The 25,343-nt window shown below is 61.4% G+C and carries 21 protein-coding genes; 13 read left to right on the top strand and 8 right to left on the bottom strand.

What is annotated here, in order from left to right; genetic code table 11:
- The first annotated feature begins 139 nt into the window (after positions 1 to 139).
- Positions 140 to 2,854, top strand: a complete 2,715-nt coding sequence (locus tag EFB14_RS06465) for an ABC transporter ATP-binding protein (RefSeq protein ID WP_126823735.1) — start codon at positions 140 to 142, stop codon at positions 2,852 to 2,854.
- 100 nt (positions 2,855 to 2,954) lie between these two features.
- A complete protein-coding gene (locus EFB14_RS06460) occupies positions 2,955 to 3,422 on the top strand; it encodes a cyclic nucleotide-binding domain-containing protein (protein ID WP_003563501.1) in 468 nt (155 codons plus the stop codon).
- Positions 3,423 to 3,431: 9 nt separating this feature from the next.
- Here EFB14_RS06460 and EFB14_RS06455 read toward each other — a convergent pair whose 3' ends face one another.
- From EFB14_RS06455 to EFB14_RS06445, 3 genes are all read right to left on the bottom strand, one after another.
- The gene (locus EFB14_RS06455; protein WP_126823733.1) at positions 3,432 to 3,722 is read right to left on the bottom strand and encodes a type II toxin-antitoxin system RelE/ParE family toxin; all 291 of its coding nucleotides are present in this window, start codon (positions 3,720 to 3,722) and stop codon (positions 3,432 to 3,434) included.
- Positions 3,719 to 4,177, bottom strand: a complete 459-nt coding sequence (locus EFB14_RS06450) for a hypothetical protein (RefSeq protein WP_126823731.1) — start codon at positions 4,175 to 4,177, stop codon at positions 3,719 to 3,721. Before EFB14_RS06450 ends, EFB14_RS06455 begins: the two co-directional genes overlap by 4 nt.
- A gap of 134 nt (positions 4,178 to 4,311) precedes the next feature.
- A complete protein-coding gene (locus tag EFB14_RS06445) occupies positions 4,312 to 5,643 on the bottom strand; it encodes an MFS transporter (protein ID WP_126823729.1) in 1,332 nt (443 codons plus the stop codon).
- A gap of 378 nt (positions 5,644 to 6,021) precedes the next feature.
- On the opposite strand from EFB14_RS06445, the gene cyoA reads away from it, so the two are divergent.
- Genes cyoA through EFB14_RS06420 form a run of 5 tightly spaced genes read left to right on the top strand, consistent with a single transcriptional unit; the run spans position 6,022 to position 11,056 of the window.
- On the top strand, positions 6,022 to 7,152 hold the full coding sequence (gene cyoA / locus EFB14_RS06440; RefSeq protein ID WP_126823727.1) for a ubiquinol oxidase subunit II: 1,131 nt from the start codon (positions 6,022 to 6,024) through the stop codon (positions 7,150 to 7,152).
- Between the two features lie 42 nt (positions 7,153 to 7,194).
- The gene (gene cyoB, locus EFB14_RS06435; protein ID WP_126823725.1) at positions 7,195 to 9,198 is read left to right on the top strand and encodes a cytochrome o ubiquinol oxidase subunit I; all 2,004 of its coding nucleotides are present in this window, start codon (positions 7,195 to 7,197) and stop codon (positions 9,196 to 9,198) included.
- A 5-nt stretch (positions 9,199 to 9,203) separates the two neighbouring features.
- A complete protein-coding gene (gene cyoC, locus EFB14_RS06430) occupies positions 9,204 to 9,824 on the top strand; it encodes a cytochrome o ubiquinol oxidase subunit III (RefSeq protein WP_125845428.1) in 621 nt (206 codons plus the stop codon).
- Positions 9,821 to 10,222 (top strand): cytochrome o ubiquinol oxidase subunit IV, encoded by a 402-nt coding sequence (gene cyoD / locus EFB14_RS06425; RefSeq protein WP_126823723.1) that lies wholly within the window; start codon positions 9,821 to 9,823, stop codon positions 10,220 to 10,222. The genes cyoC and cyoD overlap by 4 nt, the downstream gene beginning before the upstream one ends.
- Positions 10,223 to 10,282: 60 nt before the next feature.
- Positions 10,283 to 11,056 (top strand): SURF1 family protein, encoded by a 774-nt coding sequence (locus EFB14_RS06420; RefSeq protein ID WP_126823721.1) that lies wholly within the window; start codon positions 10,283 to 10,285, stop codon positions 11,054 to 11,056.
- Here EFB14_RS06420 and EFB14_RS06415 read toward each other — a convergent pair.
- Together EFB14_RS06415 and EFB14_RS06410 are read right to left on the bottom strand one after the other, a co-directional pair.
- Positions 11,051 to 12,979 carry a hybrid sensor histidine kinase/response regulator gene (locus EFB14_RS06415; RefSeq protein ID WP_126823719.1) on the bottom strand — a complete coding sequence of 643 codons (1,929 nt, stop codon included), beginning with the start codon at positions 12,977 to 12,979 and terminating at the stop codon, positions 11,051 to 11,053. The two genes, EFB14_RS06420 and EFB14_RS06415, sit on opposite strands and share 6 nt — an antisense overlap.
- Positions 12,980 to 13,048: 69 nt before the next feature.
- Positions 13,049 to 14,455 carry an FAD/NAD(P)-binding protein gene (locus EFB14_RS06410; protein ID WP_126823717.1) on the bottom strand — a complete coding sequence of 469 codons (1,407 nt, stop codon included), beginning with the start codon at positions 14,453 to 14,455 and terminating at the stop codon, positions 13,049 to 13,051.
- Positions 14,456 to 14,874: 419 nt separating this feature from the next.
- Here EFB14_RS06410 and EFB14_RS06405 point away from each other — a divergent pair, with 419 nt between their 5' ends.
- The 5 genes from EFB14_RS06405 (at position 14,875) to EFB14_RS06385 (ending at position 21,709) form a co-directional block, all read left to right on the top strand.
- The gene (locus EFB14_RS06405; protein ID WP_183604848.1) at positions 14,875 to 16,836 is read left to right on the top strand and encodes an ABC transporter ATP-binding protein; all 1,962 of its coding nucleotides are present in this window, start codon (positions 14,875 to 14,877) and stop codon (positions 16,834 to 16,836) included.
- Positions 16,837 to 16,860: 24 nt separating this feature from the next.
- Positions 16,861 to 18,759 carry an ABC transporter ATP-binding protein gene (locus EFB14_RS06400; protein ID WP_126823715.1) on the top strand — a complete coding sequence of 633 codons (1,899 nt, stop codon included), beginning with the start codon at positions 16,861 to 16,863 and terminating at the stop codon, positions 18,757 to 18,759.
- A gap of 204 nt (positions 18,760 to 18,963) precedes the next feature.
- Positions 18,964 to 19,278, top strand: coding sequence for a hypothetical protein (locus EFB14_RS06395; RefSeq protein WP_126824426.1), 315 nt, complete (start codon positions 18,964 to 18,966; stop codon positions 19,276 to 19,278).
- A 271-nt stretch (positions 19,279 to 19,549) separates the two neighbouring features.
- Positions 19,550 to 20,590 carry a LacI family DNA-binding transcriptional regulator gene (locus EFB14_RS06390; protein ID WP_126823713.1) on the top strand — a complete coding sequence of 347 codons (1,041 nt, stop codon included), beginning with the start codon at positions 19,550 to 19,552 and terminating at the stop codon, positions 20,588 to 20,590.
- An 81-nt stretch (positions 20,591 to 20,671) separates the two neighbouring features.
- A complete protein-coding gene (locus tag EFB14_RS06385) occupies positions 20,672 to 21,709 on the top strand; it encodes a LacI family DNA-binding transcriptional regulator (RefSeq protein WP_126823711.1) in 1,038 nt (345 codons plus the stop codon).
- Between the two features lie 55 nt (positions 21,710 to 21,764).
- On the opposite strand, the gene EFB14_RS06380 is transcribed toward EFB14_RS06385, so the two are convergent.
- Positions 21,765 to 22,964, bottom strand: a complete 1,200-nt coding sequence (locus tag EFB14_RS06380) for a multidrug effflux MFS transporter (RefSeq protein WP_126823709.1) — start codon at positions 22,962 to 22,964, stop codon at positions 21,765 to 21,767.
- Positions 22,965 to 23,134: 170 nt separating this feature from the next.
- On the opposite strand from EFB14_RS06380, the gene EFB14_RS06375 reads away from it, so the two are divergent.
- The gene (locus EFB14_RS06375) at positions 23,135 to 23,875 is read left to right on the top strand and encodes a TetR/AcrR family transcriptional regulator (protein WP_126823707.1); all 741 of its coding nucleotides are present in this window, start codon (positions 23,135 to 23,137) and stop codon (positions 23,873 to 23,875) included.
- Between the two features lie 15 nt (positions 23,876 to 23,890).
- On the opposite strand, the gene EFB14_RS06370 is transcribed toward EFB14_RS06375, so the two are convergent.
- Positions 23,891 to 24,331 (bottom strand): response regulator, encoded by a 441-nt coding sequence (locus EFB14_RS06370; protein WP_126823705.1) that lies wholly within the window; start codon positions 24,329 to 24,331, stop codon positions 23,891 to 23,893.
- Positions 24,332 to 24,561: 230 nt separating this feature from the next.
- Complete coding sequence (gene msrA / locus EFB14_RS06365; protein WP_126823703.1) at positions 24,562 to 25,266, bottom strand: peptide-methionine (S)-S-oxide reductase MsrA; 705 nt, start codon at positions 25,264 to 25,266, stop codon at positions 24,562 to 24,564.
- Between the last annotated feature and the right edge of the window lie 77 nt (positions 25,267 to 25,343).

Below are 25,343 nucleotides of genomic sequence, written 5' to 3'. Positions count from 1 at the left end.
GGCATTTTTGCAGCCGGTCGTTTCGCCTTGTTTTCATTGCGATATCGGCGGTTCGCTGCATGGTCCAGTTCCCAGAACTCCTCCCACCCCGGCGCCCGGATCGCACCCCCGGAATTTCCCAGCAAGCTGACGGTTAGCCATGGAAAAAAGCCTCGCCCGCTACATCTGGAAGAACACGCGGCTGCAGCAGCTGTGGATACTGGCCGTCGTAGCCGCCTCGATGATCCCCTATTTCCTGTCCTTCGACCTGCCGAAGCAGATCGTCAACGGACCGATTCAAGGCGACGGCTTCGAAGGTCCCGGCGCAACGCAGACGTTCATGCACATCCGCTATGACATACCGCTGATCGGCCATGTCGAATTCTTTCAAGGCCTGCAGCTCAACCGCTTCCAGATGCTGATGGCCCTCAGCCTGGTGTTTCTGACGCTTGTGGTGCTGAATGGTCTCTTCAAATTCTATATCAACACCTATAAGGGGCGGCTCGGCGAACGCATGCTGCGGCGCATCCGCTTCGAGCTCATCGACCGGGTGCTGCGGTTCCCGCCCGCTCATTTCAAGCGGGTGAAATCGGCCGAGATTGCCACCATGATCAAGGATGAGGTGGAGCCGATGGGCGGCTTCACAGGCGACGCTTTCGTCTCGCCTGCCCTTCTCGGCGGCCAGGCGATCACGGCGCTCGCCTTCATCATCATCCAGAATTTCTGGCTCGGCATGATCGCCGCCGGCATCGTCGGCGTGCAGGCTGTCGTCATTCCCCGCATGCGCAAGCGCCTGCTCGACCTCGGCCGCCAGCGGCAGCTGACGGCGCGCGAGCTTTCCGGCCGCGTCGGCGAAATCGTCGACGGCATCGGCACGATCCACGGCAACGACACATCAAACCTCGAACGCGCCGACATCGCCTCGCGGCTCGGCCGCATCTTCTCGATCCGCTACGACCTGTACCAGTGGAAGTTCCTGGTAAAGTTCATCAACAACTTCCTCGCCCAGGTCACGCCTTTCCTGTTCTACGCGATCGGCGGCTACCTCGCGCTGCAAGGCAGGCTCGACATCGGCCAGCTCGTCGCCGTCATATCTGCCTACAAGGACCTGCCCGGTCCGCTGAAGGAACTGATCGACTGGGACCAGATGCGCCAGGACGTGCAGGTGAAGTACCAGCAGGTCTACGAGCAGTTCAACGTCGAGCCGCTGATCGACAGCCGCATCCAGGAATTGGCGATCGCCCCGGTCGGTGCGCTGACGAGCGCCCTAGTCGTCACCAACCTGACGCTGTCCGACGACAGCGGCGCCCGCCTCGTCGACCACGTCTCCGTCGAAATCAAGCCGAACGAGACGGTGGCGATCGTCGGTCCGAACGGCAGCGGCGCCGAAGCCTTCGCCGAGGCGCTTGGACGCATGATCTGGCCGGATTCCGGCCGCATCACCATCGACGGTCGCGATCTCCTGGATCTGCCGGAATCGATCACCGGCCGGCGCATTTCCTATGCCTCTGCCGACACTTTCTTCTTCCATGGCACGCTGGCGAGCAACCTGCTCTACGGCCTCAAGCACGCGCCGATGACCGACCCCGTCTACGACGAGAGGGAAGCGCTGGAATATAAGTGGCATTCCGTCGAGGCGACGAAGGCCGGCAATCCGACGCTCGACCTCAACAGCGACTGGGTGGACTACAAGGCCGCCGGCGCCAACGGGCCCGAGGACCTGCTGAAGGCGATCCGGCCGGTGCTCGACGCCGTGCTGATCTCGCAGGATATTCTCGATCTGGCGCTGCGCTCGACCGTCAACACCGACGTGCATGTGGCCGTCAGCGACCATGTCGTCGCATTGCGCTCCGCGCTCAGGAACCGGCTGCGCGACGAAGGGCTCGACACGATCGTCGTGCCTTTCGATTTCGACGCCTACAACGCTCAGGCGACGGTTGGCGAAAACCTGCTCTTCGGCACGATGAAGCGGCCTTTGATGACCAATCGCAGGCTTGCCGCCCACCCCTACTTCCAGCAGCTCTTCCGCCAGACCGGCCTCAGCACGGACCTCTATGCCATGGGCCTCGAGATCGCCGAGAACGCGGTGGAACTCTTCCACGACCTGCCGCCGGACCATCCCTTCTTCCAGCAGCTGACCTTCATGACGGCGGACGACATTCCGACCTACCAGGCGCTGCTGCAGAAGCTGCAAAGCCGCCGCTTCGAGGATGCCACGCCGGAGGAACGCTCGGCCATCATCCGGCTGAGCTTCGCCTATATCGAACCCCGCCACCGCTTCGGCTTGCTGACGAACGAGTTGATGGACAAGATCGTCAGCGCCCGCAAGCAATTCCATGAGCATATTCCGGCCGACCTCGCCGAGTTGATCGAGCGCTACGACGCCGAGCGTTTCACCCCTTCGGCAAGCCTGATGGACAACGTGCTCTTCGGCCGCATCGCCTATCAACAGGCCGACGCCTCCGACCGCATCCGCGCCATCATGGGCGAGCTCTTCGATGCGCTCGACCTTTATGACGACGTGCTGTCGATCGGCCTGGAATTCGACGTCGGTTCCGGCGGCAAGCGGCTGACCATGGTGCAGCGCCAGAAGCTGAGTCTTGCCCGGGCGCTCCTGAAGCGCTCGGACTATTTCATCTTCAACCGGCCGCTGTCGGCGCTCGACCAGCGTGTTCAGGATCAGATCACCCGCAACATCATCGAGGACCTGCACGAGGAGGGCCACCGGCCGGCCATCGTCTGGGTGCTCACCAACGCCCGGCTGGCCGAAGTGTTCGACCGAATCCTGCTCTTCGACCGCGGCGGATTGGCGGAGGCAGGAAACTATCCGGAACTTTCCGAGAAAAACGGTATGTTCAAGGAACTGTTATCGTAATATTCTATTGGGGCGGCAAAGGAGGCGTTCCCGGTGGGACGCCCCGGAGTTTTGAAGACGCCTGGTCCCAGGGACCATGCGGCAGGGGGTTAAAGCGCTCATGCTGTTGAGAGACGAAGTCGAAATGCTGCGACGGGTGCCGATCTTTTCGAGGATTGCACCAGCAAAGCTCAAGCTTTTGGCCTTCACCTCCGATCGTATGACCTACAAGGCCGGGCAGAACCTTTTCCATCAGGGTGATGTCGGCGACGCCGCCTATGTCATTCTTTCAGGCACTGCCGATATCATCGTCTCCTCGCCGGCGGGCGAGATCAAGGTCGCCGATGTCGAGCTCAATTCCATCGTCGGCGAGATCGCCATTCTCTGCGATGTCTCGCGCACGGCAACCGTGCGCGCCACCTCACCGCTCGAGGTCCTGCGCATCAGCAAGGAGCACTTCCTGAAGCTGCTCAGCGACTTTCCGGAGATGGCCGTGGAAATCATGCGGGTGCTCGCCGACCGCCTGAACCACACGACGGCGGAACTGACCGCAGCCCGCGCGGCGAAACAGCCGCAGATGGCGCAGTAGGACTTTACTTCAGGATTTTGGCGGCCATTTCTGCGCACCGTGGACGAGGCGCAAAATTTCCACCTGTTTGATTTCTTGGCGAACACGATAGATCACGATAAAAGATGTGCGTGAAATGACCAGTTCGCGCGTTCCATCAATTCGTCCCGGCCGGCCGATCTCCGGCTGATCGATGAGCAAATCGGTCTGACGCTCGATCTCATCCAACTGGCTTATCGCGGCGCCGACATTCTGGTCGGCGATAAACTGAATTGCTTTCTTGCGATCTGCTTCAGCTTTCGCACGCCAGACGAGCTTCACTTGGCCTCGCCCTTAAGCCGCGCCAGAAGCTCTGTCCGTTCGCGCGCCATCTCCTCCTTGACGACTTCGTGCGGGATCCAGACCGTTTTCGGATCGTCTGCTTCCCGGATCGCTTCCTCGACCTGTTCACGGAACCACTTGTCGTATTCCGCCGCCTCATGGGTCCGCCGCAGAGCCTCGGCTCGATCGGGCCGTGATGCCGTTTCAGGAACGTAATCGGCGGCATCGACATCGAACTGCAAGATGCCGACATCCTTCAGATAGGAAACCAGGGTATCCATGCGCTTGAATACGCGCACCTGCCGGCTGCGTTGGGCGGCGAGCGGGCGCTCGGCCTTGCCGTAACGGATGACGACGGACCAGCCGCCGGTTTTGCCGACGACATGAGCGGCGTTGACCGCTCCTGCTTCGACAAGGCGGGAAAGGGTCGAATGATCGATGGTTTCCGCGGTCAAGGCATATCCTCGTTCAGGCCGACAATCATATGCATTTAATTATAGATCGCAATGCATTCAATAATTAGAATCGCAATCTGGAAACAAAAAAAGCCTGCATGGTTTCCCATGCAGGCCCGTGTGTTCAGGTTCGCCTACTCGCGCTGTTCCAATGCCCTGCTGAAAGCGAGTGCTGCCAGCGTGCAGATCGCGCCGGACAGCAGATAGTAGCCGACGAAGGTCAGGCCGAATCGGCTGGAGAGGCTGAGCGCCACCAGCGGCGCAAAGCCGGCGCCGACGAGCCAGGCAAGATCCGAGGTGAAGGCAGCGCCAGTGTAGCGATAGCCACGGCCGAAACGCGACGAGATCGAGCCCGTCGCCTGGCCGAAGGAAAGACCGAGCACGCCGAAGCCGATGATGACAAAGGCGTCATGCCCGCTGTTGCCCGACGCGATCAGGATCGGTCCAACGAAGCTGAAGACGGCGATAATGACGGCGCAGATGGCGAGCTGAGCGCGTCGGCCGATGCGGTCGGCGATCAAGCCCGAGGCGATGATGGTGACGACACCGACCATGGCGCCGACCACCTGCACCACCATGAAGGCGCCGATCGGCTGATTGCCGTAAAGGCTCATCCAGCCGAGCGGGAAGATGGTGACGAGGTGGAACATGGCAAAGCTCGCGAGCGGCACGAAGGCGCCGATCAGGATGTCGCGGCCGTGAACGCGCAGCACGTCGAGGATGGGCGCTGCTTCCAGTTCGTGCTGCTCCAGCAGCGTCCCGAATTCCTTGGTCATGACGAGGCGCAAACGCGCAAACAGCGCCACGACGTTGATCGCGAAGGCGACGAAGAAGGGATAGCGCCAGCCCCAGGAGAGGAAATCCTCACTGGAAAGATTGGCGACGAAATACCCGAACAGGATGCTTGCCAGCGCAAAGCCGATCGGCGCGCCGAGCTGCGGGATCATCGCGTACCAGCCGCGATGCTTGGCCGGTGCGTTGAGCGCGAGCAGCGAAGCAAGACCGTCCCAGGCTCCGCCGAGCGCAAAGCCTTGGCCGAGACGGAAGAGCGCCAGCAACGCGATCGACCAGACGCCGATCTCCTCGTAACCCGGCAGGAAGGCGATCGAAGCTGTGGAGCCGCCGAGCAGGAAGAGCGCGATCGTCAGCTTGGTGCCGCGGCCGTACATCCGGTCGATCGTCATGAAGACGACGGAGCCGACCGGGCGGGCCAGGAAGGCGAGTGAAAAGATGGCGAAGGAATAGAGCGTCGCCGTCAGCCTGTCAGGCGCGAAGGGAAAGATCAGCTGTGGAAAGACCAGGACCGAGGCGAGGCCATAGACGAAGAAATCGAAGAATTCCGACATGCGGCCGATTACCACGCCGACAGCGATGCTGCCCGGCGAAACCGGCTTATCGTCGTGAATACGTCGTGCGTCGCGTTCCAGCGATGACGACGACGGTCCATAATGCGATGCTGTTGCCATAAAACGCCTCCCTCGTTGAAGCGCTTTCGGCAAGGCGCCTCAGCTTGATCTTGATCAAACCTGCAGGCTTATCAAGTCCGTAAGACGTAAATAGTTCATCATCCCGGCTCAAAATGAGGCGTGGACGGGAAAATAGCGTGATCGGGATCGCAATTTTCCCGTGGGAATGCTGGCCTGCCCGGGTCTTACGGATATATTGGTTGAAACTTGCACTCGCAAAGGAATCCTTCTTGATTTCATCAGGATTTCATAGCTGTAGCGCAACACGATTTGTGCCGCAGTGCGGCACACTTGCTGCACTGCGACCAAACACCTCATGTCGCTATCAGGTTCAGTGCTTTAGTCGCGGAACGAACGAAACAACAAGAGCTTAGAGACGTGCCAAAACTCGTGAAGTTTTCCCGCCTTCTATCCGTCTTGCCGCTGCTTTTCCTGGCAGGATGCAACATGGTGGTCATGGCGCCTTCCGGCGACATCGCCATGCAACAGCGCGATCTCATCGTCGTCTCGACGGTGCTGATGCTGCTGATCATCATTCCGGTAATCTTCCTGACGCTGTTTTTTGCCTGGCGTTACCGCCGCTCCAACACGGCCGCGACCTACGACCCGGAATGGCACCATTCGACCCGCCTTGAAATCGTGATCTGGGCAGCCCCCCTTGCGATCATCATCGCGCTCGGCGCCGTCACCTGGATTTCCACGCATAAGCTCGATCCCTATCGTCCGCTCGACCGTCTCGATGCGGAGCGCGCCATTCCCGCAGATACCAAGCCGCTGACCGTCGAGGTCGTGGCGCTCGACTGGAAGTGGCTGTTCTTCTATCCCGAGCTCGGTATTGCCACAGTCAACGAACTGGCAGCACCGGTCGACATGCCGATCAATTTCAAGATCACCGCCTCCTCGGTGATGAACTCCTTCTACATCCCCGCCCTTGCCGGCCAGATCTACGCCATGCCAGGTATGGAAACGAAGCTGCATGCCGTCATCAACCGGGAGGGCGAGTATGAGGGCTTCTCCGCCAATTACAGCGGCGCAGGCTTCTCGCACATGCGCTTCAAGTTCCACGGCCTGAATCAGCAGGGATTTGACGCCTGGGTGGCGCAGGTCAAGCAGCAGGGCACGATGCTCAACCGCGACGCCTATCTGAAGCTCGAGAAGCCGAGCGAGAAGGAACCGGTGCGCTACTATGCCGGCGCCGATGCCGATCTTTACAACGCCATCCTCAACATGTGCGCCACGCCGGGCAAGATGTGCATGAACGAGATGATGCACATCGACATGATGGGCGGCGGCGGCAAGGAAAGCGCTGAGAACCGCGAGAAGCTGCAATACGACAACCGCCATGTCGGCGAAGGCGAGACGGCGCCTGCGGCCACCGGCAGCATGCAGCATGATATGCCCGGCATGCCTAGCACGGCTGGAATGGACATGCAGCATGAGGGCCATTCCATGCCCGGCATGAGCAATGGCGCCGATCCCGCGCCGGCGCAGCTCAACAACAACAATTAACCTGGCGCTTTGCGTCGCAAGACATAATGAACGGGTTGTTCCATGTTTTCCAATCCTGACCTCCTGAAGTTGATCTTCGGCCGGTTGAACCTCGATGCCATCCCCTATCACGAGCCGATCCTGGTCGTGACTTTCATCGGCGTCGTCATTGGCGGCCTCGCCGTGCTTGGCGCCATCACCTATTTCAAGTTCTGGGGTCCGCTCTGGCACGACTGGATCTGCAGCGTCGATCACAAGAAGATCGGCATCATGTATGTGATCCTGGCCGTTATCATGCTGTTGCGCGGCTTTTCCGACGCGATCCTGATGCGCATCCAGCAGGCGATCGCCTTCAACGGTTCGGAGGGCTACCTGCCGCCGCACCATTACGACCAGGTCTTCACCGCCCACGGCGTCATCATGATCTTCTTCGTGGCGATGCCCTTCGTCACCGGCTTGATGAACTTCGTGGTGCCGCTGCAGATCGGCGCGCGCGACGTCTCCTTCCCCTTCCTCAACAACTTCTCTTTCTGGATGACGACCGCCGGCGCGATCATCATCATGCTGTCGCTCTTCATCGGCGAATTCGCCCAGACCGGCTGGCTTGCCTACCCGCCATTGTCGGGCGCTGCCTACAGTCCTGGTGTCGGCGTCGACTATTATATCTGGGGCCTGCAGGTGGCCGGCGTCGGAACGACGCTTTCGGGCATCAACCTGATCGCCACAATCGTCAAGATGCGCGCTCCGGGCATGACCTTCATGAAGATGCCGGTCTTTACCTGGACGGCACTCTGCACCAACGTGCTGATCGTCGCCTCCTTCCCGATCCTGACGGCTACGCTCGCGTTGCTGTCGCTCGACCGTTATGCGGGAACGAACTTCTTCACCAACGACCTCGGCGGCAATCCGATGATGTACATCAACCTCATCTGGATCTGGGGTCATCCGGAGGTCTACATTCTCGTGCTGCCGGCCTTCGGCATCTTCTCGGAAGTGGTCGCCACCTTTTCCGGCAAGCGCCTGTTCGGTTATGCTTCCATGGTCTACGCCACCTGCGTGATCATGATCCTGTCCTACATCGTCTGGCTGCACCACTTCTTCACGATGGGCTCGGGCGCCAGCGTCAACTCCTTCTTCGGCATCACCACGATGATCATCTCCATCCCGACGGGGGCGAAGATATTCAACTGGCTCTTCACCATGTATCGCGGCCGTATCCGCTTTGAGGTGCCGATGCTGTGGACGGTCGGCTTCATGGTAACCTTCGTCATCGGTGGCATGACCGGCGTCATGCTGGCCGTGCCGCCGGCCGACTTCGTGCTGCACAATTCGCTGTTCCTCATCGCCCACTTCCACAACGTCATCATCGGCGGCGTTCTCTTCGGCATGTTCGCCGGCGTGAATTACTGGTTCCCCAAGGCTTTCGGCTTCAAGCTCGATCCCTTCTGGGGCAAGATGAGCTTCTGGTTCTGGCAGATCGGTTTCTGGTTCGCCTTCATGCCGCTCTACGTGCTCGGCCTGATGGGCGTCACCCGCCGCATGAGCCAGTTCGAGGATCCGTCGCTGCAGATCTGGTTCATCATCGCCGCCTTCGGCGTCGGCCTGATCGCGCTTGGCATTGCCAGCTTCCTGATCCAGATCGTCGTCAGCTTCATGAAGCGCGAGGAATTGCGCGATGACAGCGGCGATCCGTGGGACGGCCGTACGCTGGAATGGTCGACTTCCTCGCCGCCACCGGACTACAATTTCGCCCTCACGCCTGTCGTGCACGACCATGACAGCTGGTACGACATGAAGAACCGTGGCTACGAGCGTCCGCTCGGCGGCTTCAAGCCGATCCATATGCCGAAAAACACCGGCACCGGTGCGATCCTGTCCGCCATCAGCGTCGCGCTCGCCTTCGGCATGATCTGGTACATGTGGTGGCTGGTCGTCGTCTCCGTCGTCGCCCTGCTCGTCGTCGCGATCGGCCATACCTTCAACTACGGACGCGACTTCTACATTCCCGCCGAAGAAGTGACCGAAACGGAAGGCAAGCGCACCGCGCTGCTTGCCGAGCAGGTGTAATGACCATGAGCGATCAAACTATCGACACGGCCGAAAAGCCTGAATTCTACCTCACGGAAGATCATCATCCGGAGAACAGCACCAATCTCGGCTTCTGGCTCTACCTGATGAGCGACTGCCTGATCTTCGCGGTGCTGTTTGCGACGCACGGCGTGCTCGGCCGCAATTATGCCGCCGGTCCGTCGCCGGCCGTTCTCTTCGATCTGCCGATCGTTGCCCTCAACACCTCGATGCTGCTCTTCTCCTCGATCACCTACGGCTTCGCCATGCTGCAGATGGAGCGGAACGCAAAGGCGGAAACGCTGTTCTGGCTCGCCGTCACCGGCCTGTTCGGCGCAGCCTTCATCGGGCTCGAGCTCTACGAGTTCATCCACCTGATCCATGAAGGCGCCGGGCCGACGCGCAGCGCCTTCCTTTCCTCCTTCTTCACGCTCGTCGGTACGCACGGGCTGCACGTCACCTTCGGCATCATCTGGCTGATCACGCTGATGGTGCAGGTCTCGATGCACGGGCTGATCGAGGCCAACCGCCGCCGGCTGATGTGCCTTTCGATGTTCTGGCATTTCCTTGACGTCGTCTGGATCGGCGTCTTTTCCTTCGTCTATCTGCTGGGAGTTCTCGGATGAGTTCGCAAGCACCTGCACATGAGGATGCCCACGAGGCTCATCACGGCCACAGCCATGGTCATCAGGCCGGCCACGGCACCTTCCGCAGCTATGTGACGGGCTTCGCGCTCTCCGTCATCCTGACCGCAATCCCCTTCTGGCTGGTCATGTCAGGCGTAATCGCGAGCCCGACATTGACGGCGGTGCTGGTGATGGGCCTCGGCGCGATCCAGATCGTCGTTCATATGGTCTTCTTCCTGCACATGAACCCGAGGAGCGAGGGCGGCTGGACAATGATGGCGCTGATCTTCACCATCGTTATCGTCGCCATTGCGCTCTCCGGCTCGCTCTGGGTCATGCATCATCTCAACACCAACATGATGCCGATGAGCCCTGAGATGATGAAGAACATGCCGTGACCGTGACGAAAGAGCGGCGGCAGCGCCGCCCGTAGCGGTTCAGCCAAACACCGGTTCACCATGAGCGAGGCTCCCTCGGAAAAATCGGAAAGGCGGCGTCACCAGGTAAAACGCGCGATCTTCGCCGTCTGCCTGCTACTGCTTGCCGCGGCACTTGCCGTGCTCGGCAGCTGGCAGGTGCAGCGCCTCGCCTGGAAACGCGATCTCATTGCCCGCGTCGATCAGCGCGTGCATGCAGCACCCGTGCCGGCGCCGGCCGACTGGGATAAGGTCAATACCGCCGACGACGAATATCGGCGGGTGACCGCTGTGGGGATGCTGGCGAACGACAAGGAGACGCTGGTCTATGCCTCGACCGCGCTCGGCCCGGGTTATTGGGTGATGACGCCGCTGAGGCTTGCCGACGGTACTTCAATCCTCGTCAATCGCGGCTTCGTGCCGACCGACCGGCGTGATCCGGCCTCGCGTCGCGAGGGCCAGCCGTCAGGCCCGGTCGAAATCACCGGGCTGATGCGGATCACGGAGCCGAAGGGCTCGCTGCTGCAGTCCAACAACCTCGCCGCCGACCGGTGGTATTCTCGCGATGTCGCCGCGATCGCTGAAAAGCGCGGCGTCAGTGCGATCGCGCCTTATTTCATCGACGCGGATGCCACTCCCAACCCGGGCGGCCTGCCGGTCGGCGGCCTGACCGTGATCCATTTTCCGAACAACCATCTCCTCTATGCCATCACCTGGTACGGGCTGGCGGCGATGGTGCTGATATTGCTGGTGTTCATTCTTCGCGCCGAGAGGGGTAGCCGAGATCCGGCGGAACGCTCACCGAACCGCTTATGAGGCGACCCGGCTGATCGCCTCGGCGAGTTGTGCCTGCGAAAAGGGCTTGCCGAGACGAGGCAGGTTTGTCACACCGGCGCCCTCTGGAAGCTCCGCGTAACCGGTTGCGAGGATGATCGGCATTTCAGGCCATTCGTCGCGGATCGCCTGGGCGAGTTGCGCGCCCGTCATGCGCGGCATGGCGTGGTCGCAAATCACCAGATCGACCGGTTGCTTATGCAGAATGTCGAGCGCCTCCGAACCCGCCATCGCCTCGAATACGGTGTGGCCGAGATCCTCGAGCATCAGCGTCGTATTCATCAGGACCAGGCCGTCATCATCGACAGCGAGGACACGCAGGCTGTCCGGCGCGCTTTGCTCACGCTGCGGCAGCTCGACAGTTGTTCGGGTCCGCCGTTCGACAATGGCGACCGGAAACCACAATTCGACCGTCGTGCCTTCGCCTGGCTTGCTCTTTAGGAAAAGACGGCCGCCGGACTGGGTCGTCAGCCCCTGCACCATGGAAAGGCCGAGGCCGGTGCCCTTGCCGACACCCTTGGTGGTGAAGAACGGGGTGACCGCCTGATCGAGTGTCTTTGCATCCATGCCCTCGCCTTCGTCCGTTATCGCGATGCGGACGTAGCGGCCGGGTGACAGCGGACTCTTGCTTGGCGGCGCCGGCTCCTCGGAAGCGCGCAGCACGATCCGGCCGCCTGATGGCATGGCATCGCGAGCGTTGACGACGAGGTTCAGGATGGCCATCTCCAATTGGTTCGGATCGGTGAGGATCGTCGGCAGCCTGACCGGAAAAGACGTATCGATTACGGTGAGGGGGCCGAGCGAACGGCTCAGCATATCCATCATGCCGCGGACCAGACCGGAGACGTCGATAGGCTCCACATGCAGTTCCTGCCTTCGGGAAAAGGCAAGCATGCGCTGCGTCAAGGCTGCGCCACGCTGGGCGCCCTGCATGGCGTTATCGACCAGCGACGTCAGCGAGAGATCCTGCGGCATGCGTTTCTTCAGGATTTCGAGGCTGCCGAGCACGGCCATCAGCAGGTTGTTGAAATCATGCGCGATGCCGCCGGTCAATTGACCGATCGCCTCCATCTTCTGTGACTGGAAGAGTTCTTCGCGAGCCTGCTCCAGCGCCCTCTGGGTCTCCATCTTCTCGGTAATATCACGGGTAATCTTCGCAAAACCAAGCACTTGGCCGTCGTCGTCCCGGATGACGTCGATGACGACGCTGGCCCAGAAACGGCTGCCGTCCTTGCGGACGCGCCAACCCTCCCTCTCGAACCGGCCCTCGGCGCGCGCGACCTTGAGCGCGGTATCAGGCACGCCGGCTTCCCGGTCCTCCGGCGTATAGAAGGTCGAGAAATGCCGGCCGATGATTTCCTGCGGCCGATAGCCTTTGATGCGCTCGGCGCCGAAATTCCAGCTGCTGACATTGCCCTCGGGGTCGAGCATATAGATCGCATAGTCCGAAACGCCCTGGATGAGCCGGCGGAACTGCTCTTCGCTCTGGCGGATCGCGTTTTCAGCCGCCCTGCGCTCGGTCAGGTCGCGGGTGATCTTGGCAAAGCCGATGAGTTCGCCAAAGGGATGGCGGATCGGGTCGATGATCACATGAGCCCAAAAGCGGCTGCCATCCTTGCGCTGGCGCCAGCCCTCACCCTCGAAGCGGCCGGTCTCCGCCGCCGTGGCGAGAGCCCGCTCGGGAATTCCCGCGTCGCGGTCCTCTTGCAGATAGAAACGGGAAAAATGCTCACCCAGAATTTCGGAAGGCTTGTAACCCTTGAACCGCTGAGCGCCGGTATTCCAGCTGATTATGATGCCGTCGGGGCTCAGCATATAGATAGCGTAGTCGGTGATGGCATCGACCAGAAGGCGAAAGCGTCCCTCTCCGGTAAGAGACGTATCATGTCGATTCAGCGCTTCCATCGGCCCCTCTTAACCACCAGCGCTTTATAACGCGACGACGGGCAGATGGTTCCGAAATGGCCGCCGATTTCAGACGGCTTTCACCTGCGGATAAAACCGTTCCCCCACCCGCTCGGCGGCGGCATAGGCCTGCGAGACGATTTCGGGCACGAGATCGATATCGGGCAGGCTGCCAAGGCCGAGCGGGCCGACGGCAAAGAGCCCGGCGACGGTCGAGCCGTCCTCCAGGAAAGGCTCGCCCCGCGCGTTGACCGCAAGCCCGAGCGAGAGCTCATCCGGCATGGCAAGGCCGGCGGAAATCAGGCTCTGCATCAGCGGGGCTGAAAGATCGGGCGCCTGACAGCGGCAATCGATGATGCGCTCGGCATGCATGACCTCCTCGACAGAGGAGCCGGCCGGCGTGAAGAACAGACCGCTCAGGCCCCGGCGGCCGGCCCGGCCGCGGCGCAGCACGGTGCGGCCTTCGGCAAGCTCGCGTTTCAGCCGCAAATGCATCGCCTCGGGCAGGCGGTTGCGGTGGCTGTCGTAGATTGCCCTGAGGTGCCGGTTGAACTGATGTTTGTCGCGCGCCGGCAGCGAGCGCCAAAGCAGGCGCGCATGTTTCCTCAGGCCGTTCATCACCGATTGCCAGCTTCGGCCCTCATCTTCCGCCTCGCGACAGGCCTGGCGGATAAAGCGCACGATGTCAGGCAGGCTCTGCGGCAGCGCTTCGGCCGGGAAGACCGGATCGGCGGAATTCGGCGTATGGCTCTGAGGCAGGAAGCCACGCCGGGAAATGATCGTAATCTGGCCAGCATAACCGGAATCGCGCAGCCGCAGCAACTGGTCGACCACGCGGATGCCGCTGCCGAGCAGCACGGCATGCGGCCGGGCGACGAGGCGCTGGGCCCTGACCGGCGAAACGTCCGGCCCGCCGGCGTCCGGCTCGGTCAGACCATAGCCGGTGGCAAGGATGACGGTATCGAACAGCGGATTGGCGGGATTGGCGCTTTCGAGCAGGAAACGGTTACCGTGGCTCCTGCGGATCGCCACGACAGGATCGTTGCAGACTTGGACGGTGATGTCCCGGCGGGCGGCGAGCGCTTCCGAAAAGCGCTGATAGACATAGTCGCTGAAGATTTCCTTCGGCACGAAGATCTGCCGGAAACCGGGAATGGCGGCCGGCACGGCGGCGCGGAAGGCGGCGTTGCTACAGAGCCAGTCGTTGAAATCGTCATTGTCGCCGAGCGAGACCGAGAGATCACGCACACGGGTATTGAGGATCGTCGAGGAGCGGACTGAGGCCAGCGCCTGGCCGCCGCTGACCGACGAATTCGGATCGAACAGTTGCAGGTGGAAGGGTGCGCGCACCGTCTTCATCAGCGCGATCGCCGTCATCATGCCGGAAAAACCGCGCCCGACGATCGCAATGCGCGGCACGGCAGAAATCTGCGCCGCCGCACTGGCTCTTGCGGAAAAAAGTCCCTGAACCGTCATCGCAACTCCTTTGCGGGTTCATCCGCACCGTGTGTCGATCGAGGTTTCAACGCATAAAAGCCGATCACGCGTTGTTGAGGTTCATGCGGCCATTCACAAACACTGCCGCTGCATCGGGGTCCGTACCAGCGGTCCCGCAAGGAAACTCGGCGAGCGATCACGCTCGTCCATAGTCTATTAAACTAGTCGTGTATGAAAGCGCTAAAAGCCTGATGTGGCAAGAGGGTTTGTTGCTTCGGTTGGTAAGCCATTGGGATAGCAATGGATTTTCCGCGAGAGAGGCTTCCAGCGGCATGGATCCCTCCGGTAATGGTTGCCTGACAGGGTCTCCCCACGCTGCAACCCACCCGTGTACCGGTTGTTCCCGAAGGGATGCGAGGCGGCCTCACGTAAAAATAACCAGATGGTGAATTGTTTACTTGAACCCCCCGGTCGAATCGGCAAAAGTGACGGTGCTATCAATCCCTTCATGGATTTGCCGTCTTTTCGGGCCAGCGTCCGAGCACCACATCTATTGGAAAAATACCGTGAGCAGCGAAGCGTTAACACGCGCGACGAAGCCTTCGGCTTCGATGGCGCTTGCAACTGCGGCAGGCTGGGGCCAAGGCCTCTACACACTGGTGCGCATCACCGTGATGGCCTTCCGACACCCCTGGCAGGCGGGCCTTGCCATCGGCGCTACCTTGATCGCCTCCACCTTCCAGCTTCTGATCCCCCGCCTTCTCGGCCAGGCCGTCGACCATACCCAGGTGGCGCTTCATGGCGGCACGATCGGACAACAGGCGCAGGATGCGCTGCTGACGACGGCGCTGCTTCTGCTCGGCGCCAGCGTGCTGCGCGGCATCTTCACCATGGTGCAGAACTACTTCAGCGAATCCGTCGGCCACCATATGGGATATGAGCTGCGACTAGCCTGCTACGAGAAGATCCAGCGCCTCTCCTTCAGCTTTCATGACACCGTGCATTCCGGCGACCTGATCACCGTCGGCCTGCTCGACCTTGAAGGCGTGCGCATGTATTTCTCGACGGCCCTCGTGCGCGTCTTCCTGCTTTCCATGCTGATCGGCATCGGCGCCTATATGCTGCTTTCGACCGACGTCGTGCTCGGCCTGCTGGCGCTCTCCTTCGTGCCCTTCGTCGGTTGGCGCTCGTCCGTCACCCAGCTTCGCCTGCGCGCCACCTGGCTCGATCTTCAGCAGCGGCTTTCAGTGCTGACCCGCATCATGGAAGAAAATCTCGGCGGCATCCGTGTCGTGCGCGCCTTCGCGGCGCAGGAGCACGAGCTTTCGAAATTCGAGAAGGCGTCGAAGAGCGCGCTGGAACTCGCCCATCAGCGCGTCGGCATCCGCGTCGTCAATACCAGCGCCATGACCTTCTCCTTCTTCATCGCCATGGGCCTGGTGCTGTGGGTCGGCGGCGGCAAGGTGATGTCCGGCGAGATCACCGTCGGCACGCTCGCCTCTTTCCTCACCTTCATGACCATCCTGCAGATGCCGGTGCGTCAGCTCGGCCTGATGGTGAACGCCTTTGCCCGCGCCTCGACCTGCGGCACGCGCCTCTTCGAGCTGCTGGACCTCGAAATCGCCGTGCGCGATGCGCCCGATGCCAAGGCATTGAAGGTGACCGACGGCACGCTGCGCTTCGAAAATGTCAGCTTCGCCTATCCGAGCTCGCCGATGCGCGAGGTGCTGCGCGATGTCAGCTTCGAGGCTAGGCGTGGCGAAACGATCGGCATCGTCGGCCCGCCCGGCAGCGGCAAGACGACGCTCGCGCATCTGATCCCCCGCTTCTATGACGCGACCGGCGGCAAGATCACCATCGACGGGCAGGATATTCGCAAGGCGACGCTGCAGTCGCTGCGCCGCTCGGTTGCCGTCGTGCAGCAGGATTCCTTCCTCTTCACGACGACGATCGAAAACAACATCGCCTATGGCGATCCCTGGGCCAAGGAAGGCCGCATCGAACGCGCCAGCGAAAGCGCGCAGTTGCACAATTACGTGCTCGGCCTGCCCACAGGCTACGGCACGGTCGTCGGCGAACGCGGCGTTTCGCTTTCGGGCGGCCAGCGACAGAGGCTTTCGATCGCCCGCGCGCTGATGCTCAAACCCGCCGTGATGGTGTTCGACGATTCGACTGCAGCAATCGATGCGGCAACCGAGCAGCGCATCCGTAGCGCGATGCGCCGCTATGCCGCCGACCGGGTGACGATCATCGTCGCCCATCGCCTGAGCTCGCTGATGCATGCCGACAAGATCTTCTTCATCGAGGACGGCCGCATCGTCGAACAGGGCACGCATGACGAGCTCCTGGCCCTCGGCGGACGATACAAGGCGCTTTACGATTTGCAGGTGCGACCGGGCGACGACGCTTTGAGCGCGTGAGAAACCGGCGCTGGAGGAAACAACATGGCCGAGGAACTGGAAGCCGAGCGTGCTGACGTTCGCGAGGATGGCAGGCGCCCGCCACGGGCGGTCGTCGGCTCGCAGCGCGTCGAAGAGGAGATCTTCGGCAAGGTCTTCGATTCCAACATCGTCAAGCGCATCTGGGCCTTCGTGCATCCCTACCGGCGCGATGTCGTCCTGTCGGTCATTTCGGTGCTTGTTTTCACCGGCATGCAGCTCCTCATTCCGCTGATCATCCGCTATGCCATCGACCACGGTATGCAGCCGGGCGGCAGCCATTCGGCGCTGACCCTGGCGATCGTCGCCTTCCTAATCGCCATCCTTATCAATTACGGCGCCAGCTATTTTCAGGAAACGCTGGTCGGCGGCGTGGCGGAAAACGTGCTCTTCGATATCCGCAAGGCGATGTTCTCGCATCTCCAGCGCGTTTCGCTCTCCTTCATGGACAAGACCGAGGTCGGCCGGCTGATGTCGCGCCTGCAGGGCGACGTCAATTCGATGCAGGAATTTCTCGAAACCTGCGTACTCTCGGTCGGCGATATCTTCCTGCTCTTCGGCATCGTTTTCGTGATGCTCTATCTCGACTTCAAGCTCGGCCTGCTGACGCTGTCCGTGCTGCCGGTGCTCTTTGTCGTGCGCCTGTTCTGGCTGCCGCTCGCCCGCAAGTCCTTCATGGCCGCGCATGAGACGAACTCGGTTGCGAACGGTGCGCTTGCCGAAGCGATCCATGGCGTCCGCGCCGTCCAGAGCATGGATCGGCAGGACGTCAACTTCACGCTCTACGATGACAAGGCGCATGCCAACCTGCTGACGCACCTGACGGCGGCGCGTTACGCCCAGATCATGGTGCCGATCGTCGATTCACTGACCGGCATCGCCATGGCGCTCGTCATCGTCGTCGGCGGCGCGCGCGTGTTGAACCAGGCGCTCGACGTCGGCGTGCTCGTCGCCTTCCTCTTCTACATCCAGCGCTTCTTCGACCCGATCCGTTCGCTGACCCTGCAATATTCGGTCATGCAGCGTGCCATGGCGTCGGGCCAGCGTCTGACCGATGTGCTCGACGTGCCGGTCGATATCAAGGATGCGCCCGACGCCGAGGTGCTGTCGGCCGAGATGGACGGCTCGGTGGAATTCCGCGATGTCGTCTTCGGCTATAATCCGAAGCATCCAGTGCTCAAGCATGTGAGCTTCAGGGTCAACCCCGGCGAGACGGTCGCCCTCGTCGGCCCGACGGGATCGGGCAAGTCGAGCTGCATGTCACTGATCCACCGCTTCTACGAGGTGCAGCAGGGGCAGGTTGTGGTCGGCGGGCATGACGTGCGCGAACTGACGCAGGATTCGCTCGGGGCACAGATCGCCATGGTGCTGCAGGAACCCTTCCTCTTCACGGGCACCGTCTTCGAAAACATCCGCTATCACAAGACGGAAGCGACGCGCGAGCAGGTGATCGAAGCCGCCAAGGCCGTTGGCGCGCATGACTTCATCATGCGCCTGCCGGAAGGCTATGACGGCATGCTCGGCGAGCGCGGCGGCAATCTTTCGCTCGGCCAGCGCCAACTCCTCTCCTTTGCCCGCGCGCTGGTGGCCGACGCCAAGATCCTCGTGCTCGACGAGGCGACGGCCAATATCGACAGCTATACGGAGATGCTGATCCAGCGGGCGCTGGTGAAGCTGCTCGAAAACCGCACCGGCCTCGTCATCGCCCACCGGCTTGCGACAATCCGCGAAGCCGACCGCATCATCGTGCTGCAGAATGGCGAGATCGTCGAGAGCGGCAATCACCAGCAGCTCATGAAAAACGGCAAGCTCTATTCGAAGCTCTATAACCTCAATTACGCATCCTTCGACGATATTCCCGAAAACGTACTCGAAGAGACGACGGTAACCGAATCGGCGACCTGATTTTGGGTGCCTGGGCTCGGCGAGGCCGATCCGAGGTGTTTGATGCCAAACGCCAAAACTGATGTCTCCTGCGCCGTTTTATGTATTCTCTGCAACAGCGGCGGTCGATTTGCCTTAAAAGGCGCAAAATTTGAACGAACAAACGCCGTGCTGCGGCATTTCTCCTTTATAGGGGGCGATGTGCCAGCCACTGAGGAGAATGTTATGAAGAGAATTATTAGCAGCCTGTTGATCGCAACGGCCCTTATGGGATCGGCCATTCAGCCCGCTGCCGCGCGTGACCATCACCACCATAACAACACCGGCCGCATTATCGCAGGCGGCGTTGCGGCAGGTGTCGTCGGCGGTCTGATTGGAGGCGCCCTCGCCAACAGCGGCCCTCGCTATGTTGATGGTCCGCGCTATGTTGAAAGCCCTCGCTATGTCGAACCCGCGCCGAGATGCTGGTATGAGGACCGCGACGTCCGCAACCGCTATGACGGCGGTTATCACACCGAAACGGTTCGCGTCTGCGAGTAGCGGGTCAGAAGACCACCTCGTCTCGCGGCTGATTTTCGTCTCCCGACCGAGGTTGCCTCCGGCAGCCTCGGTCTTCTCTTGCACTGAATTATTGTCCGCACCGGATGTCAACTTGCTGCCATCGCTCCGCCATGGAGCTGGAGCGTGCAGAATTGCCAAATCGCGTCAATCACAGTTCTTCCATGCTTGTTCCGGCACGCTTTTCATGCTGATCGTCGAGCATTCCTGAGGGCAGGTATTCTGTCGCGCGTGGAGCATTGAGGGAAAGTCGATGAACGATGGTCCGGTGAAGGACGGCAAGGCGCCGAAGAAAGAACGCATGCGCTTCGTCAGCGCCGAGCAGGTGGCGCAATTGGCGGGCGTTTCGCGCTCGGCCGTTTCGCGCACCTTCACCCCGGGCGCAAGCGTTGCCCCGGCGACGCGCGAAAAGGTGCTGCGGGCGGCGCAAGACCTCGGTTACCACGTCAACGACCTGGCGCGCGGCGTGCTTGCCAATCAAAGCCGCCTTGTCGGCATCGTCGCGACGCGGCCGGAAGTGGGTTTTCGCGCACATCTGGCGGCCGCACTTGCCAAATTACTGATCCGGCGCGGCAGCATTCCGATCCTCATCAACACCGGCCAGACGGAAGACGAGCTGCTCGCCGCCCAGAAGATGCTGATCGGCCACCGGGCCGAGGCCATCATCATCCTGTCCGGCTCGCCGCCGGCGAGTTTCTTCGAACTCGCGCAGCGAAACGGCCAGCCGCTCGTCGTCATCGGCCGTTCGGAACCCGACGCCGACCATGTCCGCGTCGGCAACTCCGAGGCTTCGCGCAAGGCAGCGACGGCCTTTTACGAAAGCGGCAGACGACGGCTGGCGGTCATCGGCTCCAACACGGGAACGCCGAGCATCGTCGAGCGTGAAAGGGCTTTCCTTTCTGCGGCAGAGGCGCTCGGCGCATCCGTCGTCGTCGGACGCGGCGGAGATTCCGACTACGACGGCGGCGTTACCGCCGGGCGCGCGCTGTTTTCGGGGAAGACAAAGCCCGACGCGGTCTTCTGTGCCAACGACCAGATCGCCTTCGGGCTGATGGATGTCGTGCGCCAAGAGGCGCGGCTGCGCATCCCCGAGGATGTTGCCGTCATCGGCTTCGACGACGTTCCGGAATCCTCCTGGCTGAGCTACCAGCTGACCACTTTCCGCCAGGATCCGCTGACCATGGCGCTGCGCGCCGTCGAGCTGATGGAGCGACGGCTTGAAAATCCGGACGCGCCTGCGGGTTACGAACGCGTCATTCCGGAACTCGTCATCCGCCAGAGCTTCAGGCCCTAACCTCCCCCACGGCTTTTCGCAGGCGCAATCCTGTGGCAAGAAAGAGCAAATGCGAACCGACAGGGAGGAAAATCGTCGCAGATGAAGGGGATCCGCCAGCTTGCAGAGCATCTCGACATCTCGATCGGGACGGTGTCCCGTGCGCTGAACGGCAAGCCCGACGTCAACGACGAAACCCGCCGGCGCGTGCTCGCCGCCGCCGAAGAGCTCGGCTATGTCGCCAACCAGTCGGGCCGCAGCCTTCGCCAGGGCATGACCAACGTCATCGGACTGATGCTCGAAGTGAGCCGCGAGACGGTCGAAAACAGCGACGACTTCTTCCTTGGCGTTATCGACGGCCTGCAGAGCGTCTTTTCCCGCCACAAGCTCGATCTGGTCATGCTGCCCTGCCCCGATGACGAGGATCCGCACGAATATCTGAAGCGCATGGTGGCGCGTCGGCTCGTCGATGCGCTGATCATCTCGGCGACACGACGCACCGACCGGCGTATCGAGCTTCTGGAAAAGGCCCGCATTCCCTTCGTGGCGCTCGGCCGCAGCGCATCCGGCGGCAGCTACACCTGGATGGATCTCGATTTCGAGGGCGTGGCGGCGCGCGGTGTCGACCGGCTGGTCGCAAAAGGCCACCGGCGGATCGCGGTGGCCGCCCCCTCCTCCGACATCAATCTCGGCTATATCTTCCTCGACAGTTACCGCCAGGCGCTGAAGCGCCACGATATTCCCTTCGATCCGGCTCTCGTCATCCGTGTCAAGTCGAGCGAACAGGGCGGTTATCAGGCCGGCCACGAACTTCTGATGATCGAACAGCGGCCGACGGCGATCATCCTGATCCACGAACTGATGGCGATCGGGCTTTACCGGCGGCTTGCGGAAGGAGGCATCGTGCCTGGCCGCGACCTCGCCGTCGTCGGTTTCCGCGACGAGCCGCGCACCCATTTCCTGCAACCGACGCTGACATCCTTCCGCATGTCGCTGCGCGATCTCGGTGCCCAGCTCGGCGAAACCCTGCTCGCCACCATGCCGGCCTATGCCGAGCACTACCCGCAGGGCGCCCGCAACAGGATCTGGCCAATGGAACTCGTCCCCGGCGAAAGCGACGCTCTCACGATTAAAGTCTAGATCTAAGGGCTGTGGCGCACGACCGCACCCGGAGACCGGGTGCGGCCTGTCTCGATCATTCGGCGGCAGCGACGGCGGCGCGGCGGCCGATCGTTGCCTGCGTCAGCACGAAGGCTGAGAAGGCGCAGAGTGCGATGCCGGCGGCCATCGGAACCGCGGTACCATCGAAGAAGATGCTCGATATGACCATGGCGACGGCGGCGATCACGAAGTGCAGCGTTCCCATTAGCGACGAAGCTGTGCCGGCGATCTCACCATGGTCCTCGAGGGCGAGCACCGCGCTCGTCGGGATGACGAGGCCGAGGAAGCCGTAGCCGATGAACAGGAAAGTCGCCAGAACAGGCAGATGGTTGAAGCCCGAGGCCATCACCACCGCCATGACGACCATGGCAAGCGCAAAGGCGCTGACCGCAATGCGCATGACGCGCACGAGGCCGAAACGCTCGCCGAGCCAGCCCGTCGCCTGCGACACCGTGAAGAAGGACACGGCGTTGATCGAGAAGGCGAAGCTGTATTGGGTCGGCGTCAGCCCATAATGCTGGATCAGCACGAAGGGCGAGTTGGCGAGGTAGACGAGGAAGCTCGAAATGCCCAGGCCGCCGATGAAGGTCAGCGTCAGGAAATTGCGGTCGGTCAGCAGCAGGCGGTAGGCCGCCATGGCGCTCCTCAGACCGCTGCCGCTGCGCTCCTTGGTCGAGCGGGTTTCTTCGAGCTGGGTGGCAAGCAGGACGAGGCCGATAAAGGCGGCGATCATCACGGCCCAGAAGACGCCACGCCAGCCGTAGAACTCGATGACGGCACTGCCCGTCAGCGGGGCCAGGATCGGAGAGATCGAAAAGACCAGCATCAGCAGCGACATCAGGCGCGCGGCCTGCACGCCGGTGTGCATATCGCGGACGATGGCGCGCGGAATGACCATGCCGGCGGCACCGCCGATACCCTGGACAAAACGGAAGGCGATCAGCGTTTCGATGTCGGTCGAAAGCGCGCAGCCGATCGAAGCGACGGCGAAGAGGCCGATGCCGAGATAGAGCGGCAGCTTGCGACCCCACATATCCGACAGCGGACCGTAGACCAGCTGGGCGAGCGCAAAGGAGATGAAGAAGGCGAGAAGGGTCAGCTGGGTGACGCTGTTATCGGCATGCAGATCCTGGCCGATGGATGGCAACGCAGGCAGATACATGTCGATGGCGAAAGGCCCTATGGCCGAGAGAAGGCCGAGAATGAGGGCAATGCGAAAGAAGGGAGCCGTCATAAGGGTGATCTTTCATAAAAGCGCAGCGGAGGCGTCGGATGATCGCTCCGCCGCATTGCTCTCGGGTTGAATGATGATCATTCGCGCGAAGACGAAGTTGGGAGCTCATATCTCCAACGGCGAACCAAGAGTGTCAATAAATTTGGACACGCTTGTAAAATTAGACGCCATTGTCTAAAACGTCAAGACGTCTTATCTTCGTTCTCATGAAAGATCGCATGACACCCGCAGCCAGAATGACGGGGCATACGCAGCGCGGGCAATGCGCCAAGCGCATGTCGATCCTAGATGCCGCCGCCGACGTCTTCTGCAGCCAGGGTTTTGCCGGGGCCAGCATCGACGAGATCGCCGCCGCCGCCTGCGTTTCCCGCCAGACGATCTACAATCACTACCGCGAGAAAGAGACGCTGTTCGTCGCCGTCGTCGAAGACGTCATGAACCGCGCCAACACCATGCTCTTCTCCATGTTGTCGACCTTCCCCGACAGCGCCGACAATCTGGAGGACGACCTGACGGCCTTCGTCGTGCGCCTCAACAAGAACTGCATCTGCAACCACGACGGAAAATTCCTGCGCAAGCTCGTGCAGACCGAGGGCGAGCGCTATCCGCATCTCTTCGAGAGCTGGCGCCTGCATGGACCGGGCAAGCTGACGACGGCGCTATCGGCACTTTTCGCGCGGCTTGCCCACAAGGGAGCACTCGTCATCGACGATTTCGACGTCGCCGCCCGGCAGTTCGTGGCGCTCGGCAATGCCGATCTGCAGATGACCGTCCTTTTCGGCGGGGTGCCCACCGACGAGGAACTGGAAAAGGCGGCGCGAAACGCCGTCCGCACCTTTCTCAAGGCTTATGGCAGGCCGGCGGCGGAAAAGGCCGGCCCTCAATCGCAACTTGCCGTCATTTCGGGCTGATCCAAGCCCGTCCAATCAGGCAAAAACCGTCATCTGCTTGGGAACGACCGCGAACAAGCCGACACGGCGCGCGGCAAGATATTTCACCAGCTGTTCGACGACCGCAGGCATGACCGGCTTCTGAACCACGCCGACCGCACCCTTGACACCATGTGCGACAACCTCCGGATTGGCGGTCATGAAGACGACGGCAATGCCATGCTGTGCGGCCAATTGCCGGCCGATGTCAGGCCCGGTCGGACCATCGGCGAGGTTGACATCGACGAAGGCGATATCGGCAAGCGGCGCCAGCCGCAGCGCCTGCTCGCGATTGTGCGCAAGGCCGGCGACCTGCATGCCCATGCCTTCCACCGTCGCTTCGAGATCCAGTGCGATCAGGAATTCATCTTCGACGATCAATACTCTCTGCTTCATGAGTTCATCTCGTTGCCAGCGCCGCACGACATTGGTGGCCATGATACGTCCCCTTGTTACGCGCATACTTCGAAAGAGGGATCCGCTCCGGCAGCTGTCCCTGCTCGAAACTCATTGTTGTAACGGGCAACTTGACGATATGTTCCGCGCTGAAACGTGATTTTACCAATTTAAGATATTGTTAACATTGACGAATTCTTAATCATGAAGAAGCTGAGCGAAAAAAGGCGGCACCGTGACCGCCCTAAAATGCCAGGATCGATAAGGATTAATCAGCCCTTAGCCTTCCTGACGAGAACCGGCTGGCTGCGGTAGTCGGCGGGGAAAAGCGACTTCAGGTTCTCGATCTTCGGCAGGTCGTTGTAGACGATATAGGGATAGTTCGGATTGAGCGTCAGGAAATTCTGATGATAGGCTTCGGCGGGATAGAAGCCGGTCGTTTCGGTCACCTTGGTGACGATCGGCTGCGGGAAGACATGCGCCTTGTCGAGTTGGCTTATATAGCTTTCAGCAACTTTGCGCTGCTCCGGATCGGAGACGAACAGCGCCGAACGGTACTGCGTTCCTTGGTCCGGCCCCTGGAAATTCAGTTGCGTCGGGTTGTGCGCCACCGAGAAGAAGATCTGCAGCAACCTGCCGTAGCTCACCTGTTTCGGATCGAACCGAACCTGGACGGACTCGGCGTGACCTGTCGAACCGGTACTGACGGTTTCGTATTGCGCCGTTCCGGCGTCGCCGCCGGCATAACCGGAGACGGCGCTCTCCACACCTTTTACATGCTGGAAAACGCCCTGGACGCCCCAGAAACAGCCTCCGGCGAAAATGGCAGTCTCCGTGCCCGAGCTTGCGGCCTCGTCAACGGCCGGCGGCGGAATGACGACGGCATCCTCGGCGGCACTTACGGTACCCGGGCCGAACGAGAGAACGGTGGCTGCAAGGAGTGCGACAAGGCTCCCGCGGCTGAAAGATATGGACATTGCGCTACCTCCTGCGATCGCCCAAATCCTTGCTCATCCTCGCAAAAGCCGCAAATCACAAGGCGATCACTCACGCC

This window comes from Rhizobium fabae, assembly GCF_003985135.1.
Lineage (GTDB): Bacteria > Pseudomonadota > Alphaproteobacteria > Rhizobiales > Rhizobiaceae > Rhizobium > Rhizobium pisi.
Note: the sequence above shows the minus strand (reverse complement) of the source record. Positions and strands in the feature narration are given on the sequence as shown.

Coding starts and splice junctions, on each gene's coding strand:
- msrA (WP_126823703.1), bottom strand. CDS start 25,266: ATGTCCATATCTTTCAGCCGCGGGAGCCTTGTCGCACTCCTTGCAGCC.
- EFB14_RS06390 (WP_126823713.1), top strand. CDS start 19,550: ATGAACGATGGTCCGGTGAAGGACGGCAAGGCGCCGAAGAAAGAACGC.
- EFB14_RS06410 (WP_126823717.1), bottom strand. CDS start 14,455: ATGACGGTTCAGGGACTTTTTTCCGCAAGAGCCAGTGCGGCGGCGCAG.
- EFB14_RS06400 (WP_126823715.1), top strand. CDS start 16,861: ATGGCCGAGGAACTGGAAGCCGAGCGTGCTGACGTTCGCGAGGATGGC.
- EFB14_RS06420 (WP_126823721.1), top strand. CDS start 10,283: ATGAGCGAGGCTCCCTCGGAAAAATCGGAAAGGCGGCGTCACCAGGTA.
- EFB14_RS06380 (WP_126823709.1), bottom strand. CDS start 22,964: ATGACGGCTCCCTTCTTTCGCATTGCCCTCATTCTCGGCCTTCTCTCG.
- cyoD (WP_126823723.1), top strand. CDS start 9,821: ATGAGTTCGCAAGCACCTGCACATGAGGATGCCCACGAGGCTCATCAC.
- EFB14_RS06460 (WP_003563501.1), top strand. CDS start 2,955: ATGCTGTTGAGAGACGAAGTCGAAATGCTGCGACGGGTGCCGATCTTT.
- EFB14_RS06445 (WP_126823729.1), bottom strand. CDS start 5,643: ATGGCAACAGCATCGCATTATGGACCGTCGTCGTCATCGCTGGAACGC.
- EFB14_RS06370 (WP_126823705.1), bottom strand. CDS start 24,331: ATGGCCACCAATGTCGTGCGGCGCTGGCAACGAGATGAACTCATGAAG.
- EFB14_RS06415 (WP_126823719.1), bottom strand. CDS start 12,979: ATGGAAGCGCTGAATCGACATGATACGTCTCTTACCGGAGAGGGACGC.
- EFB14_RS06385 (WP_126823711.1), top strand. CDS start 20,672: ATGAAGGGGATCCGCCAGCTTGCAGAGCATCTCGACATCTCGATCGGG.
- cyoB (WP_126823725.1), top strand. CDS start 7,195: ATGTTTTCCAATCCTGACCTCCTGAAGTTGATCTTCGGCCGGTTGAAC.
- cyoC (WP_125845428.1), top strand. CDS start 9,204: ATGAGCGATCAAACTATCGACACGGCCGAAAAGCCTGAATTCTACCTC.
- EFB14_RS06465 (WP_126823735.1), top strand. CDS start 140: ATGGAAAAAAGCCTCGCCCGCTACATCTGGAAGAACACGCGGCTGCAG.
- EFB14_RS06395 (WP_126824426.1), top strand. CDS start 18,964: ATGAAGAGAATTATTAGCAGCCTGTTGATCGCAACGGCCCTTATGGGA.